The organism is Ruegeria lacuscaerulensis (assembly GCF_013034685.1).
GTDB lineage: Bacteria > Pseudomonadota > Alphaproteobacteria > Rhodobacterales > Rhodobacteraceae > Ruegeria > Ruegeria lacuscaerulensis_B.
In genome coordinates, this window is the sequence record NZ_WQGO01000007.1 from 108,725 (window position 1) to 134,966 (window position 26,242).

Genomic DNA, 26,242 nt, shown 5'->3' on the forward strand with positions numbered 1-26,242 from the left:
TGCCCTTGCGGCGCTGTGTTGCTAACCACGCGTCCAAGAGAAATCCAGAACGGGACGAGCAAAAGATGACCTCGGAAACAAAAAGCGCAGATATTCAGCTGATCCAACGGATTTTGCCGCACCGCTATCCGTTCTTGCTGGTTGACAAGGTTGTCGATATCTCGGGCTATCAATCCGCCGTAGGCATCAAGAATGTCACCATGAACGAGCCCCATTTTCAGGGCCACTTTCCCGGCACCCCAATCATGCCCGGTGTCACCATCGTCGAAGCGATGGCGCAAACCGCAGGTGTGATGCTTGGTGTCGGCATGGACGTGATCGACAGCGAGCTGTTGATCTACTTCATGAATATCGACAAGTGCAAATTCCGCCGCAAGGTCGTACCCGGTGATGTGCTGGAAATGCATGTGGAAACCGTGCGCGGTAAGAAGGGCGGCAAGATCTTCAAATTCGCCGGCCGCGCGACCGTTGATGGCGAAGTTGCGGCCGAGGCCGAATTCTCTGCCTATGTGGACTGGGACATGGAAAAAACGACATGAGCGGCATTCACCCAAGCGCGATCATCGAAGACGGTGCGCAAGTCGGTGAAGGCTGTGTCATCGGACCGTTTTGCTATGTCGGTTCTCAGGTCAAGCTGGGCGACCGGGTCGAGTTGAAGTCGCATGTTGTGGTCACCGGCGATACGGTGATCGGCGATGAAACCGTCGTTTTCAATTTCTCGGTCATCGGTGAAATCCCACAGGACCTGAAATTCGGTGGCGAAAACACGCGGCTGGAGATCGGCAAACGCAACCGCATTCGCGAGCATGTAACGGTAAACACCGGCACCGAAGGCGGTGGTGGCGTGACCCGGATCGGCGATGACTGTCTGCTGATGGCAGGCGTCCATGTGGCTCATGACGTTCAGATCGGTAATCGTGTGATCATGGTAAACCATGCGGGTGCCGCTGGGCATTGCATCATCGAGGATGACGTGATCGTTGGCGGTATCTCGGGTCTGCACCAATGGGTGCGTGTCGGTCGTGGCGCAATCATCGGTGCTTTGACCATGGTCCCCAATGATGTGATCCCTTATGGCCTTGTTCAGGCTCCGCGCGGAGAACTGGACGGGCTGAATCTGGTCGGCTTGAAACGCAAAGGTGTGTCGCGCGAAGACATCTCGGCCCTGCGGGCGGCGTTCAAGGAACTTTCGACCGGCGACGGTACATTCATGGAGCGCGCCCATCGCGTCGGAGCCAAGAATGAAAGCGAATATGTCCAGCGGATCGTGGACTTCGTAACCGGGCAGACCGACCGCTCTTTCCTGACACCGAGGAAGTAAGCCCATGCTGGCCGTGATTGCGGGAACCGGCGCTTTGCCAACCGAGGTGGTCGACCAACTGGCTAACCGCCCGGTGATCTGCGCGATGGAAGGGTTCGCGCCCGACACTCTGGACGTGGATATGACCTTCCCGCTTGAGCAGTTGGGGACATTCATCGCGGATTTGAAAGCACGCGGCGTAACGCAGATTTGCATGGCAGGCGCGGTGCGGCGCCCTGCAATTGATCCAAGCCGGATTGATGCCGCGACCATGCCTTTGGTGCCCATCTTGCAACAGGCCATCATGTCCGGCGACGATGGGGCCTTGCGAGCGGTGATCGGGATTTTTGAAGATGCGGGCCTACAGGTCCGTGCCGCCCATGAAATCGTGCCAGCCCTTTTGCCAGCTCTTGGACCGCTGACCGAGGCTCAGCCATCGGACGCGGACCTGTCTGACGCCAATCGAGCAGCTGGGATCGTTCGCGCCATGGGTGCTGCGGATATCGGGCAAGCTTGCGTCGTCTCGAAGGGGCAAGCGCTGGCGGTCGAGGGGATTTTCGGGACCGCCTGGATGCTGAAATCGCTGACACAACGGCCCGATGCGGGCGGAGGCGTCCTGTTCAAGGCCCCCAAACCCGATCAGGATCGACGTGCCGATTTGCCTGCGATTGGCCCGGATACCGTCGCGGATGCAGTGGCCGCCGGGCTGTCTGGTATCGTCATTGAAAAGGGTGGGGTGATGGTGCTGCAACGGCCGCAAGTCATCGCCGAATGTGACCGGCTGGGACTGTTTCTTTACGTGCGCGAGCGGACGAACTGATGCGCGTTTTCGTGGTCGCCGGTGAACCGTCAGGCGACCGCTTGGGTGGCGCACTGATGGAAGGGCTGCGCAGTCTTCAACCCTATGTGCAGTTCGACGGGGTCGGCGGCCCTCTGATGCAGGCGCAAGGATTAAACAGCCGCTTTCCCATGTCCGAGCTTTCGGTGATGGGGCTGGTCGAGGTCCTGCCTAAGTTCTTTCATCTCAAACGTCGCATAGCCGAGACTGCTCAGGCAGTTCTGGACATGCAACCTGATGTTCTGATCACCATCGACAGCCCCGATTTCTCGCTTCGCGTCGCCAAGCTGGTAAAAGCGCAAAGCAACATTCGTACGGTGCATTACGTGGCCCCCAGCGTCTGGGCTTGGCGACCGGGGCGGGCGGACAAGATGGCCAAGGTCATCGACCACGTTCTGGCGCTATTGCCGTTCGAGCCGCCCTATATGGAACGCGCGGGGATGGAATGTGATTTCGTCGGCCATCCCGTCGCAAGTGAACCCATAGCAACCGAGGACGATATTGCCGCGTTCCGCAACGCTTATGATCTGGGGGATGCGCCGATCCTCTTGGCCTTGCCTGGTTCGCGCCGGGGCGAGGTTGATCGCTTGGCCCCGGTCTTTGGCCAGGCACTTGACCTTTATCTGCGCGATCACCCCGATACGCGCATAGTGGTACCTGCCGTAGCTCATATGGTCGAGACGGTTCAGGCGCATCTGGAAAACTGGCCCGGTCATCCAGTTGTTGTGGATCCCCGCAACTTGCCCGCTGATGAGGCAACCGCACAAAAACGCGCGGGTTTTGCAGCCGCCGATCTGGCTCTGGCTGCCTCTGGAACCGTGTCATTGGAACTGGCAGCGCAGGCGACGCCGATGGTCATCGCCTATCGTCTGAGCTGGCTGACGCAAAAGATGGCCGAGCGGATGGTCAAACTCGATACCGTCACACTGGTCAATCTGGTGTCCGAGACCCGCACCGTGCCCGAATGCCTGCTGGATGATTGCCAGCCGGATAAGATCGCCGAGGCGTTGGGGCAAGTGGCGGCAACGCCCGATCTTCAACAGCAGGCGATGGCCGAGACAATGCAGCGACTGGGCCGGGGTGGCGAAGCGCCGGGCCTGCGCGCTGCCCGCGCCGTGCTGGAGCGGATGGCAGGCTGATGCTCGACCACGTTCTTTTTGCGGCCTCGGCCGGATTGGCCATGATCTCGACCAATCTGGACAATCTGGCGGTGCTGCTGGGCCTGATCCTGATTATCGAGCAACGCCGCGCCATCGCAGGATTTGCGGTTGCAAAGGCCATGGTCTTGTCCCTCGCAATGATCGTGGCAATCGGGTTGGATCAAAGCGGCATCCCCGAGTGGATTGGATACCTGGGCGTCATCCCCTTGGTGTTCGGCTTGCGCGGCATCTGGCAGCAATATCGCGGGGACGCGGGCGAGGACATAAGCGCGAAAGGTGCTGTCAGTTCGGTTGTAACCCTGTTTCTCAGCCTGTCGGTCGACAGCTTTGCCGTCATGACCCCGCTACTGGCGGATTCCACACCTTCTTTCCGACTGGCCGCCCTGCTGGGTGCTGCAGTGGCCGCGTTCCTATTGGTCGCGGTGGCGGCTTGGGGGGCGCCTCGGGCTAAAAGCCTCGGGCCGCAAGTGGCGCGCCTGGACCGGATCGCGCCCTATGTCATGGTGTGCGTCGGGCTCTATATCCTGTTCAACTCGCCCACCGATCTGTTGTGATGCGTTGACCAAATCGGTCTCATCAGGTCTTTATGGCCCACCGCCAAGACCAGCCATTTCCGGTGAAGGAGAAATTTGATGTCCCGAATTCCGCCCCTCGTCGACGACGACATGACCGAGGCCGCGCGCGCGTCTCGGGCCCAGCTTGGGGCGTATGGGCCATTCGACAATTGGGCGCGCATTGCTGCCCATAGCCCTACGGTGTTGGAACATGTGGCTGAGATGCTGACGGCATTCAAGGCGCAAGAAAACCTGCCGCGCCGTGCATTGGAACTGGCGATGGTTACGGTGTCCAAATTGAACGCCTGCGACTATTGCGTATCGCATCATACACCACAACTGACCGTGACCGGGCTAAGCCCTGAAGGCGCGGCGCGTCTGCCGGATGTCGAAAATCACCCCGAACTGGACGATTGCGACAAAGCGGTCGTTCGCTATGCCGAGGCGGTCACGACGCGGTCAGGCCGGATGCGCGATGCCGAAGTCTCGGACCTGCGCGCATGGTTCAACGATTCTCAGATCGTGGAGCTGACATGGCGCATTGCCCTGACCGGCGCGTTCAACCGCTTCAACGATGCGCTGCAAGTCGAGATCGAGACCGAGGTCACGCCCGTTTCGGCCTAGTAGCCGCGCCAGATCCAGCCGCCGCCAAAGATGCGGCTGCCCTTAGATGCATAGAACACGCAGGCCTGACCGGGTGAGACGCCTTCCTCGGGCGTCAGCAGTTCAACCTCGGCGGTGGTGTCGGACAGGGGACGAATGATTGCCTCGCGCGGGGGGCGGGTCGAGCGGACTTTGACCTTCAGATGCCATTCATCACGAGACGTAAATGGTTCATCACCCAACCAGTTAATTTCGCGCACCGGGATCGTGCGGGTGGCCAACATGTCTTTGGGGCCGACGACGACCTGTTTCTTGTCCACATCCAACTTGACCACATAAAGCGGCTCGGTCAGCCCGCCGATGCCCAGGCCGCGGCGTTGACCGATTGTGTAGTGGATCACTCCGTCATGCTGCGCCAATACACGGCCATCGGCATGCACGATCTCACCCGGTTCAGCTGCGCCGGGGCGCAGTTTCTCGATAACGCTGGCATAGTTGCCGTTAGGCACAAAGCAGATGTCCTGACTGTCCGGCTTGTCGGCCACAGCCAAGCCATACTGTGCTGCCATCTCGCGCGTCGCATCCTTCGAGGGCAGGTGGCCCAGAGGAAAGCGCAGGTAGTTCAACTGTTCAGGCGTGGTGGAGAACAGGAAATAGGACTGATCGCGGTTCGCATCCTCGGCGCTGTGCAACTCGGGACCGTTGGGGCCCATCTTGCGCTGAATATAGTGACCGGTGGCCATGCAGTCGGCTTCAAGGTCCTTGGCGGTTTCCAGCAGGTCCTTGAACTTCACCCGCTCATTGCAACGGATGCAGGGCACCGGGGTGGCACCGGCCAAGTAACTGTCGGCGAATTCGTCAATCACTGCGTCCTTGAAGATGTTCTCATAGTCCAGGACATAGTGGGGAAAGCCACGTTCTTCCGCCACACGCCGCGCATCGTGGATGTCGATACCCGCACAGCAGGCGCCTTTCTTGGCCAAGGCCGCGCCATGGTCATAGAGCTGCAAGGTCACGCCGACCACGTCATAGCCCTGATCGGCCAGATGCGCTGCCACAACGGAACTGTCCACGCCACCTGACATAGCGACAACCACCCGCGTTTCCGAGGGCGGTTTGGCAAAGCCAAGCGAGTTCAGCGGGGTCTCGGTATCGAGGGCCATGACGATTCCAGTGCGGGTTAAGAAAGACCGGCAGAATATAGGAAAATTCTACACACTCTCAAGAGGCGGTTTCACCGCACATTAAGTAGGCTGGTGTCAGCTTTGTCGCAGCAGAAAAGGTTCGAAAGATGTATTTGCACAAAGTTGAAGGGCCACGGTCCGTAACCCTGCCGGATGGAACGGTTTTATCGCGTGCAGACCTGCCACCGGACGACACGACACGGTGGGTGGCGTCCCGCAAGGCAATTGTGGTGCGCGGGGTAATATATGGTTTGATCACCCTGTCGGATGCCAAGAAACGCTATGGGCTAAGCGATGAGGAGTTCAACTCGTGGGTTTCAGCCGTGGCAGAGCATGGAACGGACGCTCTGAAGGCAACTTCAATAAAAAAATATCGACAACCTAAAGTAGAACGTAAATAAATGATTCAACGGTAACGTCAGATTAACCATTTTTGATCAGGCTCAGTTTGAATTGGTAAATTGAACCGAATTGGAGCAGTAAATGCGTATACTTCTTGTCGAGGATGACCCCACCACGTCGAAAAGCATCGAGCTGATGCTGACGCACGCCAACCTGAACGTCTATGCGACGGATCTGGGTGAGGAAGGGATCGATCTGGCAAAACTCTATGACTACGATCTGATCCTGCTGGACCTGAACCTGCCGGACATGAACGGCCATGAGGTTTTGCGCCAACTGCGCGTTGCGCGGGTTGAAACGCCGATTCTAATCCTGTCAGGTGCAGATGATACCGAAAGCAAGATCAAGGGCTTCGGGTTTGGCGCAGATGACTATATGACCAAGCCTTTCCACCGCGAAGAGCTGGTGGCCCGCATTCACGCAATCATCCGACGCTCCAAGGGGCATTCGCAATCGGTCATTCACACCGGTCAGGTCGCTGTGAACCTTGATGCCAAGACCGTCGAGGTCGAAGGAAAGACCGTGCATCTGACCGGCAAGGAATACCAGATGCTCGAACTTCTGAGCCTGCGAAAAGGCACAACGCTGACCAAAGAGATGTTCCTGAACCATCTCTATGGTGGAATGGATGAGCCCGAGCTGAAGATTATCGACGTATTCATCTGCAAACTGCGTAAGAAACTCAGCAATGCAACGGGTGGTGACAACTACATCGAAACCGTCTGGGGCCGGGGCTATGTGCTGCGCGACCCGCAAAGCAACAGCGTCGATGAACGTCGCATGGCCGTCGGGGCCTAAAACAGATCTGCCGCTTTGGTCCGGGGCGGCTCCCTCACTCACTGAACAGCACATCTGGACCTGACCATGGCCTCGCCCTATCACTGAGGTCCAAGAAGACGTGACAGGGCGGGGCTATGGGCGATTCACTTCCGGTTTCAGAGCTGACAGAAGACAGCGCGCGCGCAGAACTTGCGCGGTTGGCCGAACTGCTGGCGCGGGCCAATACGCAGTATCACACGCAGGACGCGCCCGAGATTTCGGACGCGGAATATGATGATCTCAAACGTCGCAATACCGAGATCGAACAGCGCTTTCCCCATCTGAAACGCGCAGACAGCCCATCCGACCAGGTCGGCGCCAAGCCGGGTGATGGGTTTTCAAAAGTGACCCACGCCGTACGCATGATGTCGCTGGGCAATGCGTTCGATGATGAAGATGTCGGCGACTTCACCCGTTCAATCCGAAAATATCTGGGCCTTGGCGACGATGCTACGCTAGCGTTTACGGCTGAACCCAAGATTGACGGCCTGTCCCTGTCCTTGCGGTATGAAGACGGCCACTTGGTGCAAGCCGCAACGCGTGGAGATGGCGAGGTTGGCGAAAACGTCACCGCCAATGCACGCACCATCTCGGACATTCCGCACCGATTGGAGAATGCTCCGGCGGTGCTCGAAGTGCGGGGCGAGGTTTACATGTCGCACGCGGATTTCGATCAGTTGAACGCGCGGCAAGCGGAGGCAGGCGAGAAGACATTCGCCAACCCACGAAACGCGGCTGCAGGATCGCTACGGCAACTGGATTCGGCGATTACTCGGGCACGACCATTGCGCTTTTTCGCTTACGCCTGGGGAGAGTTGTCCGCGCCCTTGGCCGAGACGCAAATGGGCGCCATTGAACGGCTTAAGCAGTACGGCTTTTCGACCAACCCCCTGACGGCCCTGTGTGAGACGACGCATCATATGCTGGACCACTATCGTGGGATCGAAGCGCAGAGGGCAACGCTTGGCTATGACATTGATGGTGTCGTCTACAAGGTCAATGATCTTGCGTTGCAAGCGCGATTGGGGTTCCGGTCGACCACGCCACGTTGGGCGATCGCTCATAAATTCCCCGCTGAACTGGCCTGGACCCGGTTGGAGGCCATCGACATCCAGGTCGGTCGTACCGGAGCGCTCAGTCCTGTGGCTCGGCTACATCCGGTGACGGTCGGCGGTGTGGTCGTCTCGAACGCAACCCTGCACAATGAAGACTACATTGCCGGGCGCGACGCCAAAGGCGGGACCATCCGGGACGGCAAAGATATTCGCGTCGGCGACTGGGTGCAGGTCTATCGCGCAGGGGATGTGATCCCAAAAATTGCAGATGTTGATATCTCAAAACGCCCTGACGATGCGGTCGAATTCATCTTTCCGAAAACCTGTCCGGAATGCCAAAGCCAGGCAATCCGCGAGGAAGGCGATGCCGTTCGGCGGTGCACGGGCGGCATCATTTGCCCCGCACAGGCCATTGAAAAACTGAAACATTTCGTCTCACGTAAGGCCTTCGACATTGAAGGCTTGGGGGCTAAGCAGATCGAGATGTTCTATGACGACCCTGATCTGCCCGTCAAAACGCCCGTCGATATTTTCACACTGCAAACGCGCGACGCGGCAAATCTGAATAAGCTGGCCAATCGCAAGGGATGGGGTTCGCAAAGCGCGGGCAACCTTTGGGCTGCGATTGACGAAAAACGCCTTATCCCGTTTGGGCGGCTGCTGTTTGCCCTTGGGATTCGCCACATGGGCGAGGCGGCCTCGAACCTGGTGGCGACCCATTACGGAGAATGGTCTGAATTTGAGCGGGCGGTGACGGCCGCCTCCGGGTTCGAAGGGCCGGAATGGGATGAATTGCTGAGCATTGACGGCGTCGGCGAGGTGATGGCGCGCGCGCTTGTGTCCGCCTTCGCACAAGAGGCCGAGCGGGCGAGCATTGACGCTCTGGTCGCGCAGCTTGAGGTTCAACCAGCCAAACGGCCCGACACCGATGGCAGTCCGGTGGCCGGAAAGACCGTGGTTTTCACCGGCACGCTTGAAAAAATGACGCGGGCCGAGGCGAAAGCACGTGCCGAGGCGCTAGGGGCGAAGGTGTCAGGTTCGGTCAGCAAAAAGACCGACCTGCTGGTGGCGGGGCCCGGCGCGGGGTCGAAGGCCATAAAGGCCGCCGAGCTTGGCATCGAAACGTTGGATGAGGATGGCTGGCTGCGGCTGATAGGCTCGGCATGACCGGACGACCAGAAATCCTGTTTCCCCTGTTTGCCGGGTTGGAAACGCTTGATGGGGTTGGTCCCAAGACGGCGCAGCTTTTGACCCAAAGCGGAACCGAAGCGCCGCGTGATGTCTTGTTCGGTCTGCCTTACGCTGTGATCGACCGGCGACGGCGGGACACGATCCAAGGGGCAGATTTACCCTCGACCCTGACGGTAGAGGTTACGGTCGGCGCGCATCGGCCCGCACGAAACAAGGGCGGAGCCTATCGCGTTCATGTCGAAGATGCGCAGACAGAATTTCAACTGGTGTTTTTCCATGCCCGCGGGGACTACCTGAAAAAGGTATTGCCGCAGGGCGCTCGTCGCGTGGTTTCGGGAAAGTTGGAGCTGTTCGACGGAATGGCGCAGATGGTACACCCCGACCACATGCTGCCGGTCGAAAGCGCGGGGGATATCCCGGAATTCGAACCTGTCTATCATCTGACGCAGGGCGTGACCCAGAAAACGGCCTATAAGGCCGCGCGCAGTGCGCTTGCGCGGGCACCGAAACTGGCAGAGTGGATAGATCCGTCACAGATCGGCAGAGAGCAGTGGCCTAACTGGTTCGATGCGGTTACTGCGGCGCACAACCCTTTGGGGGCGGATGACGTGTCACCTCATGCCCCGGCGCGGGCGCGATTGGCTTATGATGAGTTCTTTGCGCATCAGGTGACTTTGGCCCTCGCGCGTCAACGGGAACGCAAGGCGCGGGGGATTGTCAGTGTGGCGACCGGGCGGTTGCAATCCAGGGTTCTGGCAGATTTGCCCTACAAACCCACCGGCGCGCAGATGCGGGCGATTGATCAGATCACCGAGGATATGGCCTCGGACGCGCGGATGAACCGCTTGCTTCAGGGCGATGTCGGCGCTGGTAAAACGCTGGTGGCTTTCATGGCACTGTTGGTCTCGGTCGAGGCGGGCGGGCAGGGGGTCATGATGGCCCCAACCGAGATTCTGGCGCGCCAGCATCTGGAAGGGTTGCGCCCCTTGGCGGAAAGCGCGGGGATCGTGCTGGAGATCCTGACCGGGCGCGACAAAGGCGCAGAGCGGCGCGCAAAGCTTGAAGCGCTGCAACAGGGCAATATCCATATCCTCGTCGGCACTCATGCGGTGTTCCAATCTGATGTCGCCTTCCGCGATTTGCGCCTTGCCATCGTGGATGAACAACACCGGTTCGGTGTGCGGCAACGGATGGAGTTGTCGGAAAAGGGGCAGGGCGCGGATGTGTTGGTGATGACGGCGACACCGATCCCACGCAGTCTCGCGCTGGCGCAGTATGGAGACATGGACGTTTCGGTTCTGGACGAAAAACCACCGGGGCGAAAGCCTGTGAAAACGGCGGTGATCAGCACGGAACGGATGCAAGAGGTCATCGCCCATCTGCAGCGGGCCATCGACGAGGGACGGCAGTGCTATTGGGTTTGCCCGCTGGTCGACGAATCCGAAGTGTCGGATCTGACCGCCGCGGAAGAACGGTTCAAACGGTTGCGCGCGGTTCTGGGGGAAGGAGTCGTGGGGCTGGTCCATGGCCAGATGCCCCCAGCCGACAAGGACGCCGCGATGAAAGCCTTTCAGGAAGGTCAGACAAAGGTTTTGGTCGCGACCACGGTGATCGAGGTTGGTGTAAACGTACCTAACGCGTCGATCATGGTGATCGAACGCGCCGAGATTTTTGGGCTGGCGCAGTTGCATCAGCTGCGCGGTCGGGTCGGGCGGGGTGAAGCGGATTCGACTTGTCTGCTGATGTATCAACCTCCGCTAACGGACGGCGGTCGGAAACGGCTGGAGATTCTACGCGAAACCGAAGATGGATTTCGCATCTCGGAAACCGATCTTGAGATGCGCGGTGCGGGCGATTTGATCGGGACCGCCCAATCAGGCCTGCCAAAATTCAGAATTGCGGATATCGAGCGACAAGCCGGGTTGATGGCAACGGCCCAGACGGATGCGCGCGCGCTGCTGGCCAAAGACCCCAAGCTGACCTCGGATCGGGGCCGGGCAGTTCGTGTTCTTTTGTGGATGATGCGGCAGGATCAGGCGATCCGTTTAATTTCAGTGGGTTAGTCGGAAAGTTCGCGCAAGTTCACAAATGTTCTTAAAAAGTTCTTTACCGACTCGGTAAAATATGAGAACAAAAGGTCAACAAAGGATTAAAGCTCTGACCGGAGGTGACCTCATGCTGACCCAGATCAAAACCGCTATCAGCCGCTCGCACGCCACTTTGCTGCAAGATGCTGCCGGTGCTGTGTCTTTGGTGGTTATCCTGATGGTTGCCCTGCACGTGCCCGGAACGTTCTGACCCTTTCTGCCTGCGATCTCATGCCGACAACGCCGCGCTGTCATCCCCATCTCAGTCAAGGGTGACCTGCCTGTCCCAATTCCCTTGAAGGGGCCATGCCTCGGCCCCGTGCGGTATACCGGACCCCACATGAGACACGCACAACCTGCCGCCGCCCTTTCCGCCCGGAAGGTGCGGCGGTTTTTTTCTTAGAGCTGTCCAGTGCGAATAATCTCGAGCACTGCCGACAAGACCGAGTTCACAGCGACCGAAGCCAAGATCATCCCCATGACCCGGCTGATAATCGCAGCGCCCGAGTGGCCAATTAGGCGAATGATCGGCTCAGCCAGCAGCATCAATACAAACGCAATGGCGATGACCGAGATCATAACCAGGGCCGTAATCCCCTGATCCGCAATGCTATATCGGTTGTTGTCGGTCAGAATCACGATGGCCAGCATGGCGCCGGGCGAGGCCAGAGACGGCACCGCCAGTGGGAAGATCGCCGGATTGTGCTGGTGCGACGTATCTTTCTCGTCATCTTCAGCGGCGCGTTGTTCCACATCCTGTTTGCTTTCGCCAAAGATCATAGTCAGCGCAAAAAGAAACAGGATGATCCCACCTGCGACCTGAAAGGAATTGAGACCGATATCCAACGCCTCGATCAACAATTGACCGAAGACGAGGAAGAACAACAAAACTCCGGCACTGATCACCGAGGCTAACAGCGCCATTTTTCGTCGTGCTGCAGCGCCCAGTCCAGCTGTCACCGCTATGAAGACCGGAATGGTGCCGATGGGATCAATGACGACCCACAGCGTTACAAAATGTTCAAGCAGATTGTTCACCGCGCCCCCTGCATTTCCAAAAGGTTAGACCGGATGCGCGAAAAACGCCATGTTCAGGCGCAGTTGGCTTGCTCGGCCTGTTCCATTGCTTCGGCGGTCGCATCCAAAGCCAACAGGATCGACGCGTGCCGGTTTTTGTAGTCACGCGCAGGCATCAGCACCTCAAGCCCGTCAAATGGTGCATCGGGGGCAGGGCCGTCCTTCTTAAGCATGGCCGCCAGTTGATCCCGCGCGGCTTCGACCTGAGCACGGGTGGCACCGATCACCGCTCCGCCAACAACAGCGGCCGAGGCCTGACCCAAAGCACAGGCTTTCACATCCTGCCCAAACTCTGAAATCCGACCGTCCGTCAGCTTGACATCCACAGTCACCGTCGACCCACACAAGGGCGAGCGTTTCTTCACCGTCGCGTCGGGATCGCTCAGGCGGTCCAGATGCGGAATATCCGCCGCCAGCGCCAGAATACGGCCGGAATACAGCTTGATCAGATCATTGTCGCCGGACATGGCTTTCCCTCGGTTCGTGTTCCCCATACATAGTAAGCATCCACCCGGATGCAAAAGGTTTTTACGATGACGACCCCTGCGACTTTTGACCCATTGACCCTGACGTTCAACGAGGCTGGGCTGATCCCGGCCATCGCGCAGGACGCAGACAGCAACGAAGTGCTGATGATGGCGTGGATGAACGCAGATGCCATCCGCAAAACGTTGCAGACCGGTCGGGTGACGTATTGGTCCCGGTCCCGACAATCCTTTTGGACAAAGGGCGAAAGCTCGGGCCACGTACAAGAGTTGGTCGACTTCCGCGTGGATTGCGACCGAGATTGCCTGTTGGTAATTGTTCGGCAAACAGGACCGGCCTGCCATACGAACCGGCGTAGCTGTTTCTACACCGCTGTGCGCGACGGTGACGAAACAGAACTGATGTCACCGATGGTCTAACCCGATCATAGCGCGGATATCGGCGGGCGAAACGCCCTCGTCGCGGTATTTCGAGATGGCGCGCGCATCGTCGCGTTTGGCCAATCTCTTGCCAGCATCATCGCGGATCAGTTTGTGGTGGTGGTAGATGGGCTGGGGAAGATCCAGAAGCGCCTGCAGAACCACATGAATGCGGGTGGCGTCGAACAAATCCTGCCCACGGACCACATGCGTCACATTCTGAGCGGCATCGTCCAGCACTACCGACAGGTGGTACGACGTGCCCATATCTCGCCGGGACAGCACGACATCTCCGATTGTGTCGGTCAGTTCCCGATCCGAGAAGAAGACACAGCCCGTGCTTCCACATGGTCCGCAACCGGTTTCAAAGAACTGAAATTCATTTGTGACCTTAACAGTTTGGGCGGCTTTCTGCATGTCCAGACGCAGCGGAGTATCGCGTGGCACCGGACCTGAGCGATCTGCTTTCTCGCGGCACGTACCGGGATAAACGATACCGTCTGGTCCCAGCAAAGACGCGCCTTCTTGTGGTGCGCTGGCCGCCGCGGCAATATCGCGCCGGTTGCAGGTGCAGGGATACAGAAGGCCGCGTGACCACAATTGCTGCAACGCGATCTCATATACCTCCATCCGCGTCGACTGCCGAAGGACGGGTTCGGGCCATGTCAAACCCAACCATGAGAGGTCGTCGTAAATCTGCTCTTCCCAATGTAAACGAGCGCGGGTGCGGTCAATGTCTTCGATCCTCAGCAAGAACTGACCTTCGTGCTGCCGCGCCAAGTCGCTGGCCAGCAAAGCCGAATAAGCGTGACCAAGATGAAGAGGGCCGGTTGGGGATGGCGCAAACCGAGTGGTGAAAATCACGCTTTTTCAACAATGTAGACGTCAGATTTCAGGTCCATACCCGGCAGGTGCGGACCGTATTCCCGAAAAAGCAGCCGGGCGGCCCCGATATCAAGCCAATCGTTCAATCGACAGGTGTAGCTGTAATCCTTAAGCGTGTGATCATTAAATGAAAACGCCAACAATCCACCCTTGGGCAGCGCCTTCATCAGCATGTCGAAAGTCTCAGGAGGTGCCGCTCCGACGCTGATAACACCGATGGCTGCAATCGCCTTATAGGCCCCTGCGTTCACCGGATTGGGATTGGAAATCTCGAATGAGGACAACTGCCGGTAAACGCCTTTGGATTCGGCCTCTTCCAGCATTCTGGGTGTGGGATCTATGCCGTCGATAACCTCGAACCCGGCGGTCCGCAACGCCTGACCAGACAGCCCGGTGCCGCAGCCATAGTCAAGGATCGGCGTCTGAGGTTCGGGGAGTTTCGACCACAGCGCCTCGGCCACACGGGTTGGGGTAATATAGCCGTGCGATGCGACCTCGCTATCGTATGAGGATGCCCATTTCTGATAGTGGTCGCGGGTCGCCTCGGGAGTGTCCAGCCCGTAGACGTCTTTCATGTATTCGTCGCTCATGCCCCCATGTTAGGCCGGTAGAGCGCGTTGCGTCCAGTCAGCAATGCGCCAGCCAGTCTGACCACGCCGCCTTGGCCCGATCTGTATAGGCCTTGTAGCGGTCCTTGCGGCCACGTCTGCCACCTTTCAGCCCATCGACCGGGCGGAACAGGCCGAAATTCACATTCATCGGCTGAAAGGTCTTGGCCTCAGCACCGCCTGTGATGTGATGGATCAGTGCGCCCATGGCGCTGTCTTGCGGCACATTTGGCAACTCTTTCCCCAGAATCTGCGCCGCAGCCAGCCGCCCGGCCAGCAGGCCCATAGCGGCGCTTTCGACATAGCCCTCGACCCCGGTGATTTGCCCGGCAAAACGAATGTTGGGTCTGGACTTCAACCGCATCTGTGCGTCCAGAAGGGTTGGAGAGTTAATGAACGTATTGCGGTGAATCCCGCCCAGCCGCGCGAAACTTGCTTTCTCCAGCCCCGGAATCATACGGAAAACATCCGTTTGCGCGCCGTATTTCATCTTGGTCTGAAAGCCCACGATATTGAATAGCGTGCCCAATGCATTGTCGCGGCGCAGTTGCACAACGGCATGAGGCTTCACATCGGGCTGGTGCGGATTGGTGAGGCCAACGGGTTTCATCGGACCATGGCGCAGGGTTTCACGACCGCGTTCCGACATCACCTCGATCGGGAGGCAGCCATCGAAATACCCGGCGGTTTCGCCTTCGTGGAACTCGGTCTTGTCAGCAGCCAACAAGGCATCAATGAATGCCTCGTACTGGTCGCGGTCCATCGGGCAGTTCAAATAAGCGGTGCGCTCTTCCTCGGTCTCGCCCTTGTCATAGCGCGACTGCATCCAGGCCTGGCTCATGTCGATGCTGTCGGCATAGACGATGGGTGCAATTGCATCGAAAAAGGCGAGCGAGTCGGTGCCGGTTTCCGCCCGGATCGCCTCACCCAGCGCAGCCGAAGTCAGTGGCCCGGTTGCAAAAATCCATAGGCCGTCATCGGGCAGGGTGGTTACTTCCTCCTCGGACACCTCGACTCGTGGATGGGCCCGTAGCTTGGTTGTCACGGATTCGGCAAAGGGATCACGATCCACCGCCAGGGCGCCGCCTGCCGGCAGCCGATGGGCATCAGCGGTTGTCATAATCAACCCGTTCGCGGCGCGCATCTCCCAATGCAGCAAGCCAACGGCGTTCTGTTCATCGTCATCCGAACGGAAGGAGTTCGAGCAAACCATCTCGGCCAGGTTACCGGTCTGGTGCGCAAAGGTGCCCACTTTGGGCCGCATTTCGTGGATCACAACATCCACGCCCATTTCCGCCGCCTGCCAGGCAGCCTCGGACCCGGCCATGCCGCCGCCCACGATATGCAGTTTCTGTGTCATGCGCAGCCACATAGGGCAGAGCGCGCGCCAACGCAAACACCTGTTGGGTCAGATTGTCTGAAGAAGGGAAATTTTGGGGTCGCCGCTGCGGGAATGTCAACGCCGGTGAGAGAGACCAGCTGGAGGGACCTTCCGCCTACGGCGACCCAAAATCGGTTTTCAGGCCATAGCCTTGTCTCAGCATTGCCACAGTGTCGCCGTTTTGAAAAGTCCCAAAATGCGGAATCGGGCAGAATTCCCAAGAAACAATTGCGTTATTGTTCCCAATTTGGCGTTCTTTTTTCGATAAATGCAGAGATTCCTTCCTCGGTATCCCGGTGCATCATGTTCTGCGCCATCACTTCGCCGGTATGTGCGTAGGCTTGTTCAATGGGCATATCGAGCTGCTGATAGAACGCTTCCTTACCGATTTTCACTGCCGATCCCAACTTTTCCGCCAGTTGTTCCGCAAGGGCTTGTGCCTCATGCTCCAGCAGCATTTCCGGCACGGCCCGGTTGATTAGCCCCAGTTCTGCCGCACGTTCTGCCGTTATGAAATCACCTGTGGTCAGCATTTCAAACGCTTGTTTTCGGGGAATATTGCGGCTGAGCGCAACCATGGGTGTCGAACAAAACAGGCCGATATTCACGCCATTGACGCCGAACCGCGTCGTCTCTGCCGCCACGGCCAGATCGCAAGTGGCAACCAGCTGGCATCCAGCGGCCGTCGCGATGCCATGAACCTGAGCGATGACAGGTTGAGGTAAGGACTGAATTGTCAGCATCATCTGTGCGCATCTGCTGAACAAGTCCTGGAAATAGGCCTTACCGCCATCTTCGCTTTGACGCCCCGCTGTCATCTGCTTCAGATCGTGGCCCGCGCAAAAGGCTTTGCCCGAGCCCGACAAGACCACCGCGCGGATAGTCCGGTCGTCGCGCAGGGCATCAAACTCGGTTTGCAGCGCCGCAAGCATTTCGTCGCTGAGAGCATTCAGGCGTTCCGGCGCATTCATCGTCAACCTTGCGACCGCTCCGGTGTCGCTGCGTTCCAGAATTCCCATCTTGCCCTCCGATCTGATGTGAGGCCAACTCTAGGTCGGCAAATCGAGGAGGGGAAGCATGTCATTGGCCTTAGACCGGGAAGAATTGACTGCCTATATGAAACAGGTCTTTCCGCAGGTGCATCGGGACTTCGTGGTTGAGGACCTGACCGAGGACACGATCACCATGCGGTTGGTGGTCGAAGACCGGCACTTGCGGCCGGGTGGTACGGTTTCAGGGCCGTCCATGTTCGGTCTGGCCGATGTCTGTGTCTATGCAATCATTCTGGCGCGCAAAGGTCGTCAATCTCTGGCCGTTACAACGGGTTGTTCGATGGACTTCATGCGCAAACCCGATGGAGACCAGGACATGATCGCACGCTGCACCCTGTTGAAGCTGGGAAAGGCTTTAGCCGTAGGCGATGTGCTGATGTATTCGGAAGGCTCTGACAAACCCGTTGCACGTGCCACGATGACCTATTCGCTGCCGCCCGAGGGGTCTGCCGCCGCGGCATTCGGATAAAAAATGGCCGGGACGAGCCCGGCCAAGGAAGAGGTCCCAATAAAGGGACTGGGGATATCTTACCCGTGCCAGAACGGGCGTTCGATTTCGCGGTTGGCCTGATCTCGGGTCAACCCGACATCACGCAGCAACCGATCATCCAGTTTCGACAAATTGACTCTGCTGCGGCGCTGTCGCTCCCACTTTGTGACAGTCGCCGCAAACCGCACGGCCAGCGATGCGATCAGCGGCAGCCGAGGGCTGTCGTTCAGCAGCAAAAGGGCGGGGGTGTGCATTGCGCGTGTCATCTTGGGTATCCTTTCAAATTGTATTGACACAAACGAAATATGTTCGGTATATATGATTGATACATTCGACATTGTATCAAAATCAAAGGAAGAATTGTAATGGATACAATTTGGCCGGAGTCTCTGCCGAAATCCAAGGGGCCCAAGTATACGCTTGTGGCCGATACAATTCGAAAAGCTATTGATAACAAATTATTGGAGGTCGGAACTAAGCTGCCTCCGGTACGAGAACTGGCGTATCGGTTACAAATTACGCCGGGCACCGTTGCGCGTGCGTATACGATTCTGACGGATGAGGGATTGTTACAAGCCGAGGTGGGGCGTGGTACATTCGTGGCCCCGCCGAAATCGCCGATTCTGGATGATGTCTGGGCGCGGCAGTTGCATCTGCGCGACGACAAGTACAATGCCAGCGTCAGCCTGTTTAGCCCGCGACTGGCGGATGTAGGGCAGGTGGCTCTGATCCGGGAGTGCTTGCAAAAGGTGTCGCAATCCGATCCGGGGCTGTTTCTGAATTATCCTACCCGCGACGCGTATATACCGATGCGCCAGGCCGTAGTTGACTGGCTATCCGATCTTCCATTGGGGCCGTTGTCGCAAAACGATATTGTACTGACACATGGCGGGCAGAACGGATTGTGCCTTGTGTTTCAAACCATTCTGCGTTGTCCCAAACCTTTGGTCCTGGTCGAGGACCTGTCCTATGCCGGGTTCCGCCGCGCCGGAGAGCTGATGCGGGCCGAGGTGGTCGGTGTGAAGATGGACAAATGGGGCATTGACCCCGACGCGATGGAGCACGTCCTACGTCAAAACCCTGCGCAGGCTGTCTGCGTTTCTCCGGAAGTTCAGAACCCGACTGGCGCGCATACCCCCCTGGAGCGACGCAAAGAAGTTGTCGAGGTCGCCCGTCGCTTTGACCTGCAAATCATCGAGGATGATTGCTACCGAATGGGCGACGCACGCGAGCCCAGCTACCGCGCCCTGGCCCCCGAGCGTGGATGGCACGTGTCGTCCATTTCCAAAACTTTGACGCCTGCGCTGCGGGTGGGCTTTGCGATTGCCCCGCGTGAGCGCAGTGTCGATCTGCGGAGGTCGGCGGAATACGGGTATTTCGGATTGGCGCAACCGCTGGCGGAACTGACCCGGCTCATGCTGTCCGACCCGCGCACCCGGCGAATTGCCCGCGATGTACGCGAGAAGATGGGGGAATATGTGCGCGTGGCTGTAAATTCTTTGGGTGGGTTTGACCTGAACTGGGCGCCTGATGTGCCGTTTGTCTGGCTTAACTTGCCCTCGGGCTGGCGTGCTGCTGCATTTAGCCGGGCGGCTGAGCGGGAAGGAATCCAACTGCGATCCGCCGATGAGTTCGCTTTGCGCGATGGACGCGCGCCGAATGCAGTGCGCATTGCGATGAATGGACATGTCTCGCTTGAACGGTTCGAAGATGCAATGCAGCGCCTGCGCAATCTGTTGGACAACCCGCCCGAGCAAATCAGCGTTTAAATTGGGGTAAAATAATACCTATTTTATAAGTTACTGTTTTTACAACATTTAAAAGAGATTACTGCAGTTGACCTGCGCAACGCTCCCCTCTAAATACGCTCCATCGAATTCGGGCCGCTCCACACGGGGGCGGTCTTTCACATCAAACAGGACTATCCTGCCATGAAAACCTTTTCTGCAACACCTGCAGACATCGACAAGAAATGGATCCTGATCGACGCCGAGGGCGTTGTTCTGGGTCGTCTTGCTTCGATCGTCGCCATGCGCCTGCGTGGCAAGCACAAAGCGTCGTTCACCCCGAACATGGACATGGGCGACAATGTTATTGTGATCAACGCTGACAAAATCCAGATGACCGGCAAGAAGCGCGAAGAGAACTTCTACTGGCACACTGGCCACCCGGGCGGCATCAAGTCGCGCACCAAACAGCAGATCCTGGAAGGTGCACATCCTGAGCGCGTTGTCGTTCAGGCCGTCAAGCGCATGCTGCCGGGCAACCGTCTGGCGCGCAAGCAGATGACCAACCTGCGCGTTTACGCCGGTGGCGATCATCCCCATGAGGCGCAAGCGCCCGAAGTTCTGGACGTTAAGTCCATGAACAAGAAAAACACCCGGAGCTAATGACCGATGGCTGATCAGATCAATACTCTCGAAGAGCTGAGCGCCGTCGCAGGCGTTGAAACCGTGGCCGAAGAAGTCATCGTGCGTGAACCCGTGCGCGACGAGCTGGGCCGTTCCTACGCCACCGGCAAGCGTAAAGACGCTGTTGCACGCGTTTGGATCAAGCCGGGTTCCGGCAAAGTCACCGTGAACGGCAAGGACCAGGACAAGTATTTCGCTCGTCCCGTTCTGCAGCTGATCCTGCGCCAGCCGTTCCAGGTTGCCGGTGTAGAAGGTGAGTTCGACGTTGTTGCAACCGTCAAAGGCGGTGGCCTGACCGGTCAGGCCGGTGCGGTCAAGCACGGCATCTCGAAAGCGCTGCAGCTCTATGATCCCTCTCTGCGTGGCGCGCTGAAAGCCGCTGGCTTCCTGACCCGCGACAGCCGCGTTGTGGAACGTAAGAAATACGGGAAGCGCAAAGCGCGTCGTTCGTTCCAGTTCTCGAAGCGTTAATCGAGACGGACTCCGAATTGGAAAGGGCTCGCCTCGGCGAGCCCTTTTTCTTTGGTTTATTCTTCGTAGACCAGTTTCCAGGCCCCATCTTCGACAACGCTGACAAAGACAGTATCCGCGCCTTGATGGTCGTCTGGACCATAGGTGATCTGGTTTCCGACCAGATCATCCTTGTAGTTCAGGGTCTCCATCGCCGCGATAAAGCTGTCATGGGTCAGGTCAGGGCCTGCGGCCTCTAGCGCTTTGACCATCATCTCGGCGGCCGAATAGCCTAGCATCGAGAAACCGACAGGGTCTTCGCCCGTGGCCTCCTTGTATTCGGCGATGAATGCGGCCGGGGCAGGCTCTTCCGCGCGAGCCCAGAGGTCCAGCCAGGAGGCCGCTGCATAGAACCCATCGGTTACGCCACCGGGTACTTGCGCAACCACGGTCAGGAAACTGGCCGAAGTACCAAGGAATTTCATATCCGCTAACCCCATCTTTTTGGCCGTGCCAACCACGGTGATGGCCTGCCGCACTCCCAAAGCCATTGTGACGATATCGCAGCCTTCCTCCTTGAGCTTGCTTAGAGAGCCGACGAAATCCGTCTCATCCGGTTTGTGCGTGGTTTCAGCGACAAATGCGATACCAGCCTCTTCCGCCCCTGCTTTGCTGCCTTCCAGAATTTCTTCGCCGAAATCGGTGGGCAGGTACATGGTGCACACGGATTGTGATCCGAATTCGCCGTTCAGATATTTCACCCCTATCCGGGCCTGATCAAAATAAGTCGAGAACGAGGTAAACTTATTCTTCATCGGCTCTTGCAGCATTTGCCGTGCGGCTGTCAGAGGCGCAACGTTGGGAATACCTTTCGGGTCCAGCAGTTTGAATCCGGCCACGTTCATCGGCGTGCCCAGTGACTGCAGCATGGCAAACACCTTGTCGCGGTTCAGCAGCTTGTTATAGCCCTGCATCGCGCGCGGCATCTGATAGCCGTTATCCTCAACCACGAAACGGATTTTGCGCCCGTGCACGCCGCCTTCGGCATTCACGCGGTCAAACACTACATTTGCGCCCTTGGTGGCCGGAACTCCGACGGCAGCGAAAATACCGCTCAGATCGTTGACCGAGCCGATGACGATCTCATCATCGCTCACACCTTGTGTCTCAGCACCTGCAACAGTTGCCGCAGCCGTCAAAGCGGTGGCGGTGGCCAGCCGTTTGATCACGTTCCTCATGTTTCTCCTCCCTTTGGGTAAACCCTTATCTAATTGTACATATCTTCAATGAGATCTGCGTGTTTCTTTTCCACAAAGCTGCGTTTCAGCTTCATAGTGGCCGTCAGCTCTTCGTCATCGGCGGTCAGCAACACGTTAATCAGGCGGAAATCCTTGATCTGTTCGACCCGCGCAAATTCCTTGTTTACCGCGTCGACTTCTGCCCCGATCTGATCGCGTACCTCAGGCGCGGCACAGAGTGACGCGAAGTTCGAAAACGGAACTTTGCGGTCCTGCGCAAACTTCTCGACGTTCTCCTGGTCGATCATTATCAGCGCCGTCAGAAACTTGCGTTGGTCGCCGATTATGACAGCGTCCGAGATATAGGGGCTGAATTTCAGGCGGCTTTCGATCTCGGCCGGGGTGATGTTCTTGCCGCCGGCCGTGATAATGATGTCTTTCAGTCGCCCGGTTATTGTCACATAGCCGTCTCCGTCGATCTGCCCCATATCGCCTGTGCGAAGCCAGCCATCCGCGGTGAAGGTCTCGGCGGTTTTGGCGTTGTTGCGCCAATAGCCCTGAAAAACATTCAAACCCTTGATCTGAATTTCTCCGTCAACTGCAATACGCACATCATTGCCCGGCACCGCGCGGCCAATGGTGCCGATTTTGTTGTGCTCGGTCGTGTTCAGCGTCGCCAGACCCGAGGTTTCGGTCATCCCGAACCCTTCGACAATGGGCACCCCGATGGACCAGTACCATTTCAGAAGGTCTGCCGAGATGGGCGCCGCTCCGGTGCCGCCGCGCCGCATCCGGTCTAGCCCCAGCATCCGCCGCAGATTGCGCAGAACCAACCGGTCCCACAGCCAGAACTGCGCGCTCACAGCGGCGGGCACCGGCTTTCCGGCCAGGATATACTCGGCCCGCGCCATACCCGCTTTCACGGCCATCCCAAAGGCAGCGCGCCCTGCGGGGGTGGCGTCCTGCGCCAGAATCTGAACCTGAGAATAGATCTTCTCCCACACCCGCGGGACAGCGGTAAAGGTGCTGGGCGAGACCTCTTGCAGGTTCGCAAACACGGTTTCGGGGCTTTCGGCGAAATTCACCACGCATTTCGACGCAAGCGGCAGGTAAACCGATACATCACGCTCGAGGATATGGCACAGCGGCAGAAAGCAAAGCTGCTCATCCGTTTCCAGCGAGGGCAGGGCGTGCGCACCGCATTCAATCGCGGCCAGGATGTTCTCGTGACTCAGCATCGCGCCCTTAGGCGCCCCAGTGGTGCCCGAGGTGTAGACCAACAGAGCCGTGTCCTGCGGCGAGGCCAGGGCGATCTCGGCTTCGAACTGGTCAGGCTCTTCGGCTTCAGCCCGTCGTCCGATGTCATACAGATCGCCAATCATCAAGCAGCGGTCGTGGCTCAGATCATGCAGGCCCTCATCCTCGAGGATGATGACGTTCAGCAGACCGGGAAGCTCGGTTTCGACCTCGAAGAACTTGTCCAACTGTTCTTCGTTCTCGACCACAAGAAAGCGGCTGTCGCTGTCATTCACAAGGTATTTCAATTGTTTGGCAGAATCGGTGGTGTAGATGCCCGAAGCAATGCCGCCCACACATTGGATGCCCATATCGAACCACGCCCATTCCTTGCGGTCCTCGGACAGGATTGAGACAACCTCGCCCCGTTGCAGCCCCAGCTTCCGTAAGGCCAGCCCGATCCACTTGGCATGTTGCCAGTAATCGGCCCAGGAATAGGACTTCCATATGCCGAAATCCTTTTCCCGATGTGCAGTGCGGTCGCCCAAATCGGCGCAGCGTTTCTGAAACAACCCGCAGATCGTCATGCATTCATCCACCAGCACGGGGCGTTGGCCGGGGGTTGCGTTGAACTGGATGCCGTTGATCTTGGTCTGAGGGGGCAGGGTGCTGATATTCATGCCGCTTACCTCCAGGTTTTCTTGCGTTTCCAGCGGCGGTTTTCCCGCGCGCCGTCTTCCTGCACGCCCAGATAAAAATTCTGGATGTCCTCGGATTGCATCAACACATCTGCCGTCCCGTCCATGACGATACGGCCGACTTCCATCACATAGCCATGATGGGCCAGTTCCAGCGCGGCATTGGCGTTCTGTTCGACCAGCATCATGGTCATGTTCTGTTCGTCATTCAGGCGTTTGAGGATGCCGAAAATCTCCTGCACCAGCAGCGGTGACAGACCCAGCGAGGGTTCGTCCAACAGCATGATCTTGGGGTTCGCCATCAGCCCGCGCCCGATGGCCAGCATTTGCTGCTGTCCGCCCGAAAGGGTTCCGGCCTCTTGGGTGCGACGCTCTTTCAGGATCGGGAAGTAGGAGAACACCAGCTCGCGGTCGTGATCGATCTGCCCCTTGTCCGTTGCGGTATAGGCCCCAAGGCTGAGGTTTTCATCGACCGTCAGCAGAGGAAACACCTCGCGCCCCTCCGGGACATGGACGATGCCTTTTTGTACGACCTTATGCGGCTCGGACCCTTGGATTTCTTCACCATCAAAGGTGATCTTGCCCTTTTCGGGGTCCATCACGCCGGACACGGTTTTCATCAGCGTCGTCTTGCCGGCGCCGTTCGCGCCCAGGATCGAGACGATCTGCCCCGGATGCACATCCAGCGACACGCCGCGAATGGCCATGATCGGGCCGTAGAAGCTTTCGACATTGCGGATGGTCAGGATCGGCGCGCTCATGAGGCCTTCCCCAGATAGGCCTCGACCACAGCCGGGTGTGATTGCACCTCGGCCGGTGTTCCCAGCGCCAGCATCGCACCATCAGCCATCGCCAACACGCGGTCAGACACGCCCGAGACCAGCCCCATGTCATGTTCGACCATCAGCACCGTAATCCCCATCTGCCTGCGGATATCGTCGATCCACCAGCGCAGATCCGACGTCTCCTCGACCGACAGGCCGGATGCAGGTTCGTCCAGCAACAACAGTTTAGGTTCCGTGGCCAGTGCACGGGCAACCTCGACCACTTTGCGGACGCCGTAAGGCAGGCCAGAGATCATCTTGTCGCGGTAGGCCTGCAGGTCGAGGAAATCTATGATCTCTTCGACCTTTTCGCGGTTTTCCAGCTCTTGCCGCCGGGCCGAGGGCAGGAACAGAACCTCTGATATCAGGTTTGTTTTTCGATGGCGGTGCCGTCCGACCAGCAGGTTCTGCAACACGGTGGCATGTTCGAACAGTTCGATATTCTGGAACGTCCGCGCCACGCCATAGGCTGCCACGCCAGAGGGTTTGACCTGTAGCAAATCATGTCCGTCAAACCGAATAGAGCCCGCAATCGGGTCGTAGAAGCGTGAGATCAGGTTGAATACCGTCGACTTACCCGCGCCATTGGGGCCGACAATGGCAAAGACCTCGCCTTCTTCGACCGAAAAGGACAGGTCATTCACCGCCGTCAGGCCGCCGAATTTCAGGGTGACGTTCTGGAACGCGAGCAAGCTCATCTCAGGCGCTCCGTCTTGAGGTAGGATTTCTGACGCTTGAACATGTCCTTGCGGTAGAACGGGAACAGCTCGAACCACGTGCGTATTTTCAGCCAGCGGCCATACATGCCCATCGGTTCAAACAGGATGAAGGCAATTAGGATCATGCCGAAAATGCCAAACTCCAGCCCCGGAATGGCAACGGTGTTGCCGCCGAACAGGGCACCCACATATTCCTTTGAAATCGACAAGAATTGCGGCAGGAACCCCACGATGATCGCGCCCAGAAACGCACCGTGGATCGACCCGAGCCCGCCGATCACGATCATCATCAGCAACTGGATCGAGATCACGACACTGAACGTCTCGTTGTTGAACGCGCCCGAGAACATGCCCATCAGCGCACCCGCCCATCCGGTGACGGCACAGGACAAAGCGAAAGATATCATCTTGGTGCGCGCGATATCGACACCCATCGCCTGCGCCGAAACCTCGGAATCGCGCACGGCGATGAAACTGCGTCCCAAAGGCGCGCGCAGCAAGTTAATAAAGCCCAGCGTCACCAGAACGGCGACCACCAGCACCAGCCAGAAGAAATGTACCGGAGTGCCCCAGCGGTCGATCGTCAGGCCAAAGATGTCGACGCCTCCGATGAACTTGCCACCAACGCCGCCAGTGATCGGCTCGGCCAAGACGATGACATCATCCATCAGGATGGACAGGGCCATGGTAAAGATTGCCAGATAAATGCCATGCAACCGCAGGGCAGGGATCGCGACAGTCACGCCCGCAATACCGGTCAGGATACCAGCCAGCGGAAAGGCGATCAGGAAGGGCACGCCCGCCTCAAGCAGGATGACGTTAGCATAGCACCCAAAGGCCAGGAAAGCCGCGTGACCCAGACTGACTTGCCCCGTGTAGCCTGTCAGAACCATCAGGCCCAGACCTGCGATGGCCCAGATCAGGACGTTTGTCAGTTCACCCAGATAGAAATCGTCCAACCACCACGGGGCCGCAGCCACCACCGCCAGTAGGATCAGATAAAGGACCAATTGATGGCCATCTTTCCATGGTCGGATATCCTGCATGTAGTCGGTTTTGAATACAATCCGCATCT

At 58.1% G+C, this 26,242-nt stretch carries 29 protein-coding genes; 16 read left to right on the forward strand and 13 right to left on the reverse strand.

Features of this window, described 5'->3' with window-relative positions:
* Nucleotides 1-65 precede the first annotated feature (65 nt).
* From fabZ to GOV80_RS17715, 6 genes are all read left to right on the forward strand, one after another.
* Complete coding sequence (fabZ, locus tag GOV80_RS17690) at nucleotides 66-539, forward strand: 3-hydroxyacyl-ACP dehydratase FabZ (RefSeq protein WP_170769704.1); 474 nt, start codon at nucleotides 66-68, stop codon at nucleotides 537-539.
* Nucleotides 536-1,321, forward strand: a complete 786-nt coding sequence (gene lpxA / locus GOV80_RS17695) for an acyl-ACP--UDP-N-acetylglucosamine O-acyltransferase (protein ID WP_170786696.1) — start codon at nucleotides 536-538, stop codon at nucleotides 1,319-1,321. Before fabZ ends, lpxA begins: the two co-directional genes overlap by 4 nt.
* A gap of 4 nt (nucleotides 1,322-1,325) precedes the next feature.
* The gene (locus GOV80_RS17700) at nucleotides 1,326-2,120 is read left to right on the forward strand and encodes an LpxI family protein (protein WP_170786697.1); all 795 of its coding nucleotides are present in this window, start codon (nucleotides 1,326-1,328) and stop codon (nucleotides 2,118-2,120) included.
* Nucleotides 2,120-3,277 carry a lipid-A-disaccharide synthase gene (lpxB, locus tag GOV80_RS17705; protein WP_170786699.1) on the forward strand — a complete coding sequence of 386 codons (1,158 nt, stop codon included), beginning with the start codon at nucleotides 2,120-2,122 and terminating at the stop codon, nucleotides 3,275-3,277. Before GOV80_RS17700 ends, lpxB begins: the two co-directional genes overlap by 1 nt.
* Nucleotides 3,277-3,852, forward strand: a complete 576-nt coding sequence (locus tag GOV80_RS17710; RefSeq protein WP_237215914.1) for a hypothetical protein — start codon at nucleotides 3,277-3,279, stop codon at nucleotides 3,850-3,852. Before lpxB ends, GOV80_RS17710 begins: the two co-directional genes overlap by 1 nt.
* 78 nt (nucleotides 3,853-3,930) lie before the next feature.
* On the forward strand, nucleotides 3,931-4,476 hold the full coding sequence (locus tag GOV80_RS17715) for a carboxymuconolactone decarboxylase family protein (RefSeq protein ID WP_170786701.1): 546 nt from the start codon (nucleotides 3,931-3,933) through the stop codon (nucleotides 4,474-4,476).
* Here GOV80_RS17715 and mnmA read toward each other — a convergent pair.
* Entirely contained in the window at nucleotides 4,473-5,618 is a 1,146-nt protein-coding gene (gene mnmA, locus GOV80_RS17720; RefSeq protein WP_170786703.1) for a tRNA 2-thiouridine(34) synthase MnmA, read from the reverse strand. The two genes, GOV80_RS17715 and mnmA, sit on opposite strands and share 4 nt — an antisense overlap.
* Nucleotides 5,619-5,746: 128 nt before the next feature.
* On the opposite strand from mnmA, the gene sciP reads away from it, so the two are divergent.
* The 5 genes from sciP (at nucleotide 5,747) to GOV80_RS22580 (ending at nucleotide 11,404) form a co-directional block, all read left to right on the forward strand.
* Nucleotides 5,747-6,040, forward strand: coding sequence for a CtrA inhibitor SciP (gene sciP, locus GOV80_RS17725; protein ID WP_170769710.1), 294 nt, complete (start codon nucleotides 5,747-5,749; stop codon nucleotides 6,038-6,040).
* Between the two features lie 82 nt (nucleotides 6,041-6,122).
* Nucleotides 6,123-6,839: a response regulator transcription factor CtrA gene (ctrA, locus tag GOV80_RS17730; RefSeq protein WP_170769711.1), complete on the forward strand. Its 717-nt coding sequence runs from the start codon at nucleotides 6,123-6,125 to the stop codon at nucleotides 6,837-6,839.
* Nucleotides 6,840-6,955: 116 nt separating this feature from the next.
* On the forward strand, nucleotides 6,956-9,082 hold the full coding sequence (gene ligA, locus GOV80_RS17735; RefSeq protein WP_170786705.1) for an NAD-dependent DNA ligase LigA: 2,127 nt from the start codon (nucleotides 6,956-6,958) through the stop codon (nucleotides 9,080-9,082).
* Nucleotides 9,079-11,169 (forward strand): ATP-dependent DNA helicase RecG, encoded by a 2,091-nt coding sequence (gene recG / locus GOV80_RS17740; RefSeq protein ID WP_170786707.1) that lies wholly within the window; start codon nucleotides 9,079-9,081, stop codon nucleotides 11,167-11,169. Before ligA ends, recG begins: the two co-directional genes overlap by 4 nt.
* Nucleotides 11,170-11,281: 112 nt before the next feature.
* On the forward strand, nucleotides 11,282-11,404 hold the full coding sequence (locus GOV80_RS22580; RefSeq protein WP_272871073.1) for a hypothetical protein: 123 nt from the start codon (nucleotides 11,282-11,284) through the stop codon (nucleotides 11,402-11,404).
* A 188-nt stretch (nucleotides 11,405-11,592) separates the two neighbouring features.
* Here the strand turns inward: GOV80_RS22580 and GOV80_RS17745 are convergent, their stop codons facing one another.
* Nucleotides 11,593-12,231: a MarC family protein gene (locus GOV80_RS17745; protein WP_170769714.1), complete on the reverse strand. Its 639-nt coding sequence runs from the start codon at nucleotides 12,229-12,231 to the stop codon at nucleotides 11,593-11,595.
* 53 nt (nucleotides 12,232-12,284) lie between these two features.
* Nucleotides 12,285-12,737 carry an iron-sulfur cluster assembly scaffold protein gene (locus GOV80_RS17750; RefSeq protein ID WP_170769715.1) on the reverse strand — a complete coding sequence of 151 codons (453 nt, stop codon included), beginning with the start codon at nucleotides 12,735-12,737 and terminating at the stop codon, nucleotides 12,285-12,287.
* A 48-nt stretch (nucleotides 12,738-12,785) separates the two neighbouring features.
* Here GOV80_RS17750 and hisI point away from each other — a divergent pair, with 48 nt between their 5' ends.
* Nucleotides 12,786-13,175 carry a phosphoribosyl-AMP cyclohydrolase gene (gene hisI, locus GOV80_RS17755; protein WP_170786709.1) on the forward strand — a complete coding sequence of 130 codons (390 nt, stop codon included), beginning with the start codon at nucleotides 12,786-12,788 and terminating at the stop codon, nucleotides 13,173-13,175.
* Here hisI and gluQRS read toward each other — a convergent pair.
* From gluQRS to GOV80_RS17775, 4 genes are all read right to left on the reverse strand, one after another.
* Nucleotides 13,161-14,039 (reverse strand): tRNA glutamyl-Q(34) synthetase GluQRS, encoded by an 879-nt coding sequence (gluQRS, locus tag GOV80_RS17760; RefSeq protein ID WP_170786711.1) that lies wholly within the window; start codon nucleotides 14,037-14,039, stop codon nucleotides 13,161-13,163. The two genes, hisI and gluQRS, sit on opposite strands and share 15 nt — an antisense overlap.
* Nucleotides 14,036-14,650 carry a class I SAM-dependent DNA methyltransferase gene (locus GOV80_RS17765; RefSeq protein ID WP_170769718.1) on the reverse strand — a complete coding sequence of 205 codons (615 nt, stop codon included), beginning with the start codon at nucleotides 14,648-14,650 and terminating at the stop codon, nucleotides 14,036-14,038. The genes gluQRS and GOV80_RS17765 overlap by 4 nt, the downstream gene beginning before the upstream one ends.
* Nucleotides 14,651-14,687: 37 nt before the next feature.
* Nucleotides 14,688-16,028, reverse strand: coding sequence for a methylenetetrahydrofolate--tRNA-(uracil(54)-C(5))-methyltransferase (FADH(2)-oxidizing) TrmFO (gene trmFO / locus GOV80_RS17770; RefSeq protein WP_170786713.1), 1,341 nt, complete (start codon nucleotides 16,026-16,028; stop codon nucleotides 14,688-14,690).
* Between the two features lie 254 nt (nucleotides 16,029-16,282).
* Complete coding sequence (locus GOV80_RS17775; protein ID WP_170786714.1) at nucleotides 16,283-17,068, reverse strand: enoyl-CoA hydratase; 786 nt, start codon at nucleotides 17,066-17,068, stop codon at nucleotides 16,283-16,285.
* Nucleotides 17,069-17,126: 58 nt separating this feature from the next.
* Between GOV80_RS17775 and GOV80_RS17780 the strand changes: the two genes are divergently transcribed.
* Nucleotides 17,127-17,570: a PaaI family thioesterase gene (locus GOV80_RS17780; RefSeq protein WP_170769721.1), complete on the forward strand. Its 444-nt coding sequence runs from the start codon at nucleotides 17,127-17,129 to the stop codon at nucleotides 17,568-17,570.
* 59 nt (nucleotides 17,571-17,629) lie between these two features.
* Here the strand turns inward: GOV80_RS17780 and GOV80_RS17785 are convergent, their stop codons facing one another.
* Nucleotides 17,630-17,857: a DUF1127 domain-containing protein gene (locus GOV80_RS17785; protein WP_170769722.1), complete on the reverse strand. Its 228-nt coding sequence runs from the start codon at nucleotides 17,855-17,857 to the stop codon at nucleotides 17,630-17,632.
* 99 nt (nucleotides 17,858-17,956) lie between these two features.
* On the opposite strand from GOV80_RS17785, the gene GOV80_RS17790 reads away from it, so the two are divergent.
* The 3 genes from GOV80_RS17790 to rpsI all read left to right on the forward strand — a co-directional run bounded on the left by GOV80_RS17790 (nucleotide 17,957) and on the right by rpsI (nucleotide 20,473).
* Complete coding sequence (locus GOV80_RS17790; protein ID WP_170786716.1) at nucleotides 17,957-19,360, forward strand: aminotransferase-like domain-containing protein; 1,404 nt, start codon at nucleotides 17,957-17,959, stop codon at nucleotides 19,358-19,360.
* 162 nt (nucleotides 19,361-19,522) lie between these two features.
* Nucleotides 19,523-19,981 carry a 50S ribosomal protein L13 gene (rplM, locus tag GOV80_RS17795; protein ID WP_170711488.1) on the forward strand — a complete coding sequence of 153 codons (459 nt, stop codon included), beginning with the start codon at nucleotides 19,523-19,525 and terminating at the stop codon, nucleotides 19,979-19,981.
* 6 nt (nucleotides 19,982-19,987) lie between these two features.
* Entirely contained in the window at nucleotides 19,988-20,473 is a 486-nt protein-coding gene (gene rpsI / locus GOV80_RS17800; protein ID WP_039535473.1) for a 30S ribosomal protein S9, read from the forward strand.
* A gap of 56 nt (nucleotides 20,474-20,529) precedes the next feature.
* Here rpsI and GOV80_RS17805 read toward each other — a convergent pair whose 3' ends face one another.
* The 5 genes from GOV80_RS17805 to GOV80_RS17825 are packed head-to-tail and all read right to left on the reverse strand — an operon-like array spanning nucleotide 20,530 to nucleotide 26,240.
* Nucleotides 20,530-21,690: an ABC transporter substrate-binding protein gene (locus GOV80_RS17805; RefSeq protein ID WP_170786719.1), complete on the reverse strand. Its 1,161-nt coding sequence runs from the start codon at nucleotides 21,688-21,690 to the stop codon at nucleotides 20,530-20,532.
* A 29-nt stretch (nucleotides 21,691-21,719) separates the two neighbouring features.
* Nucleotides 21,720-23,606, reverse strand: coding sequence for an AMP-dependent synthetase/ligase (locus tag GOV80_RS17810; RefSeq protein ID WP_170786721.1), 1,887 nt, complete (start codon nucleotides 23,604-23,606; stop codon nucleotides 21,720-21,722).
* Between the two features lie 5 nt (nucleotides 23,607-23,611).
* Nucleotides 23,612-24,385: an ABC transporter ATP-binding protein gene (locus tag GOV80_RS17815; RefSeq protein ID WP_170786723.1), complete on the reverse strand. Its 774-nt coding sequence runs from the start codon at nucleotides 24,383-24,385 to the stop codon at nucleotides 23,612-23,614.
* Entirely contained in the window at nucleotides 24,382-25,146 is a 765-nt protein-coding gene (locus tag GOV80_RS17820) for an ABC transporter ATP-binding protein (protein ID WP_170786725.1), read from the reverse strand. Before GOV80_RS17820 ends, GOV80_RS17815 begins: the two co-directional genes overlap by 4 nt.
* Nucleotides 25,143-26,240 (reverse strand): branched-chain amino acid ABC transporter permease, encoded by a 1,098-nt coding sequence (locus GOV80_RS17825; protein ID WP_170786727.1) that lies wholly within the window; start codon nucleotides 26,238-26,240, stop codon nucleotides 25,143-25,145. The genes GOV80_RS17820 and GOV80_RS17825 overlap by 4 nt, the downstream gene beginning before the upstream one ends.
* Nucleotides 26,241-26,242 lie beyond the last annotated feature (2 nt).

What these genes read in the sequence shown, in the direction of transcription:
- GOV80_RS17750 (WP_170769715.1), bottom strand. Translation starts at nt 12,737, where the DNA reads ATGTCCGGCGACAATGATCTGATCAAGCTGTATTCCGGCCGTATTCTG.
- lpxB (WP_170786699.1), top strand. Translation starts at nt 2,120, where the DNA reads ATGCGCGTTTTCGTGGTCGCCGGTGAACCGTCAGGCGACCGCTTGGGT.
- fabZ (WP_170769704.1), top strand. Translation starts at nt 66, where the DNA reads ATGACCTCGGAAACAAAAAGCGCAGATATTCAGCTGATCCAACGGATT.
- recG (WP_170786707.1), top strand. Translation starts at nt 9,079, where the DNA reads ATGACCGGACGACCAGAAATCCTGTTTCCCCTGTTTGCCGGGTTGGAA.
- lpxA (WP_170786696.1), top strand. Translation starts at nt 536, where the DNA reads ATGAGCGGCATTCACCCAAGCGCGATCATCGAAGACGGTGCGCAAGTC.
- rplM (WP_170711488.1), top strand. Translation starts at nt 19,523, where the DNA reads ATGAAAACCTTTTCTGCAACACCTGCAGACATCGACAAGAAATGGATC.
- GOV80_RS17810 (WP_170786721.1), bottom strand. Translation starts at nt 23,606, where the DNA reads ATGAATATCAGCACCCTGCCCCCTCAGACCAAGATCAACGGCATCCAG.
- GOV80_RS17820 (WP_170786725.1), bottom strand. Translation starts at nt 25,146, where the DNA reads ATGAGCTTGCTCGCGTTCCAGAACGTCACCCTGAAATTCGGCGGCCTG.
- mnmA (WP_170786703.1), bottom strand. Translation starts at nt 5,618, where the DNA reads ATGGCCCTCGATACCGAGACCCCGCTGAACTCGCTTGGCTTTGCCAAA.
- sciP (WP_170769710.1), top strand. Translation starts at nt 5,747, where the DNA reads ATGTATTTGCACAAAGTTGAAGGGCCACGGTCCGTAACCCTGCCGGAT.
- GOV80_RS17825 (WP_170786727.1), bottom strand. Translation starts at nt 26,240, where the DNA reads ATGCGGATTGTATTCAAAACCGACTACATGCAGGATATCCGACCATGG.
- ctrA (WP_170769711.1), top strand. Translation starts at nt 6,123, where the DNA reads ATGCGTATACTTCTTGTCGAGGATGACCCCACCACGTCGAAAAGCATC.
- ligA (WP_170786705.1), top strand. Translation starts at nt 6,956, where the DNA reads ATGGGCGATTCACTTCCGGTTTCAGAGCTGACAGAAGACAGCGCGCGC.
- GOV80_RS17700 (WP_170786697.1), top strand. Translation starts at nt 1,326, where the DNA reads ATGCTGGCCGTGATTGCGGGAACCGGCGCTTTGCCAACCGAGGTGGTC.
- GOV80_RS17805 (WP_170786719.1), bottom strand. Translation starts at nt 21,690, where the DNA reads ATGAGGAACGTGATCAAACGGCTGGCCACCGCCACCGCTTTGACGGCT.
- GOV80_RS17710 (WP_237215914.1), top strand. Translation starts at nt 3,277, where the DNA reads ATGCTCGACCACGTTCTTTTTGCGGCCTCGGCCGGATTGGCCATGATC.
- trmFO (WP_170786713.1), bottom strand. Translation starts at nt 16,028, where the DNA reads ATGACACAGAAACTGCATATCGTGGGCGGCGGCATGGCCGGGTCCGAG.
- GOV80_RS17785 (WP_170769722.1), bottom strand. Translation starts at nt 17,857, where the DNA reads ATGACACGCGCAATGCACACCCCCGCCCTTTTGCTGCTGAACGACAGC.
- rpsI (WP_039535473.1), top strand. Translation starts at nt 19,988, where the DNA reads ATGGCTGATCAGATCAATACTCTCGAAGAGCTGAGCGCCGTCGCAGGC.
- hisI (WP_170786709.1), top strand. Translation starts at nt 12,786, where the DNA reads ATGCAAAAGGTTTTTACGATGACGACCCCTGCGACTTTTGACCCATTG.
- GOV80_RS17780 (WP_170769721.1), top strand. Translation starts at nt 17,127, where the DNA reads ATGTCATTGGCCTTAGACCGGGAAGAATTGACTGCCTATATGAAACAG.
- GOV80_RS17815 (WP_170786723.1), bottom strand. Translation starts at nt 24,385, where the DNA reads ATGAGCGCGCCGATCCTGACCATCCGCAATGTCGAAAGCTTCTACGGC.
- GOV80_RS17790 (WP_170786716.1), top strand. Translation starts at nt 17,957, where the DNA reads ATGGATACAATTTGGCCGGAGTCTCTGCCGAAATCCAAGGGGCCCAAG.
- GOV80_RS17765 (WP_170769718.1), bottom strand. Translation starts at nt 14,650, where the DNA reads ATGAGCGACGAATACATGAAAGACGTCTACGGGCTGGACACTCCCGAG.
- GOV80_RS22580 (WP_272871073.1), top strand. Translation starts at nt 11,282, where the DNA reads ATGCTGACCCAGATCAAAACCGCTATCAGCCGCTCGCACGCCACTTTG.
- GOV80_RS17715 (WP_170786701.1), top strand. Translation starts at nt 3,931, where the DNA reads ATGTCCCGAATTCCGCCCCTCGTCGACGACGACATGACCGAGGCCGCG.
- GOV80_RS17775 (WP_170786714.1), bottom strand. Translation starts at nt 17,068, where the DNA reads ATGGGAATTCTGGAACGCAGCGACACCGGAGCGGTCGCAAGGTTGACG.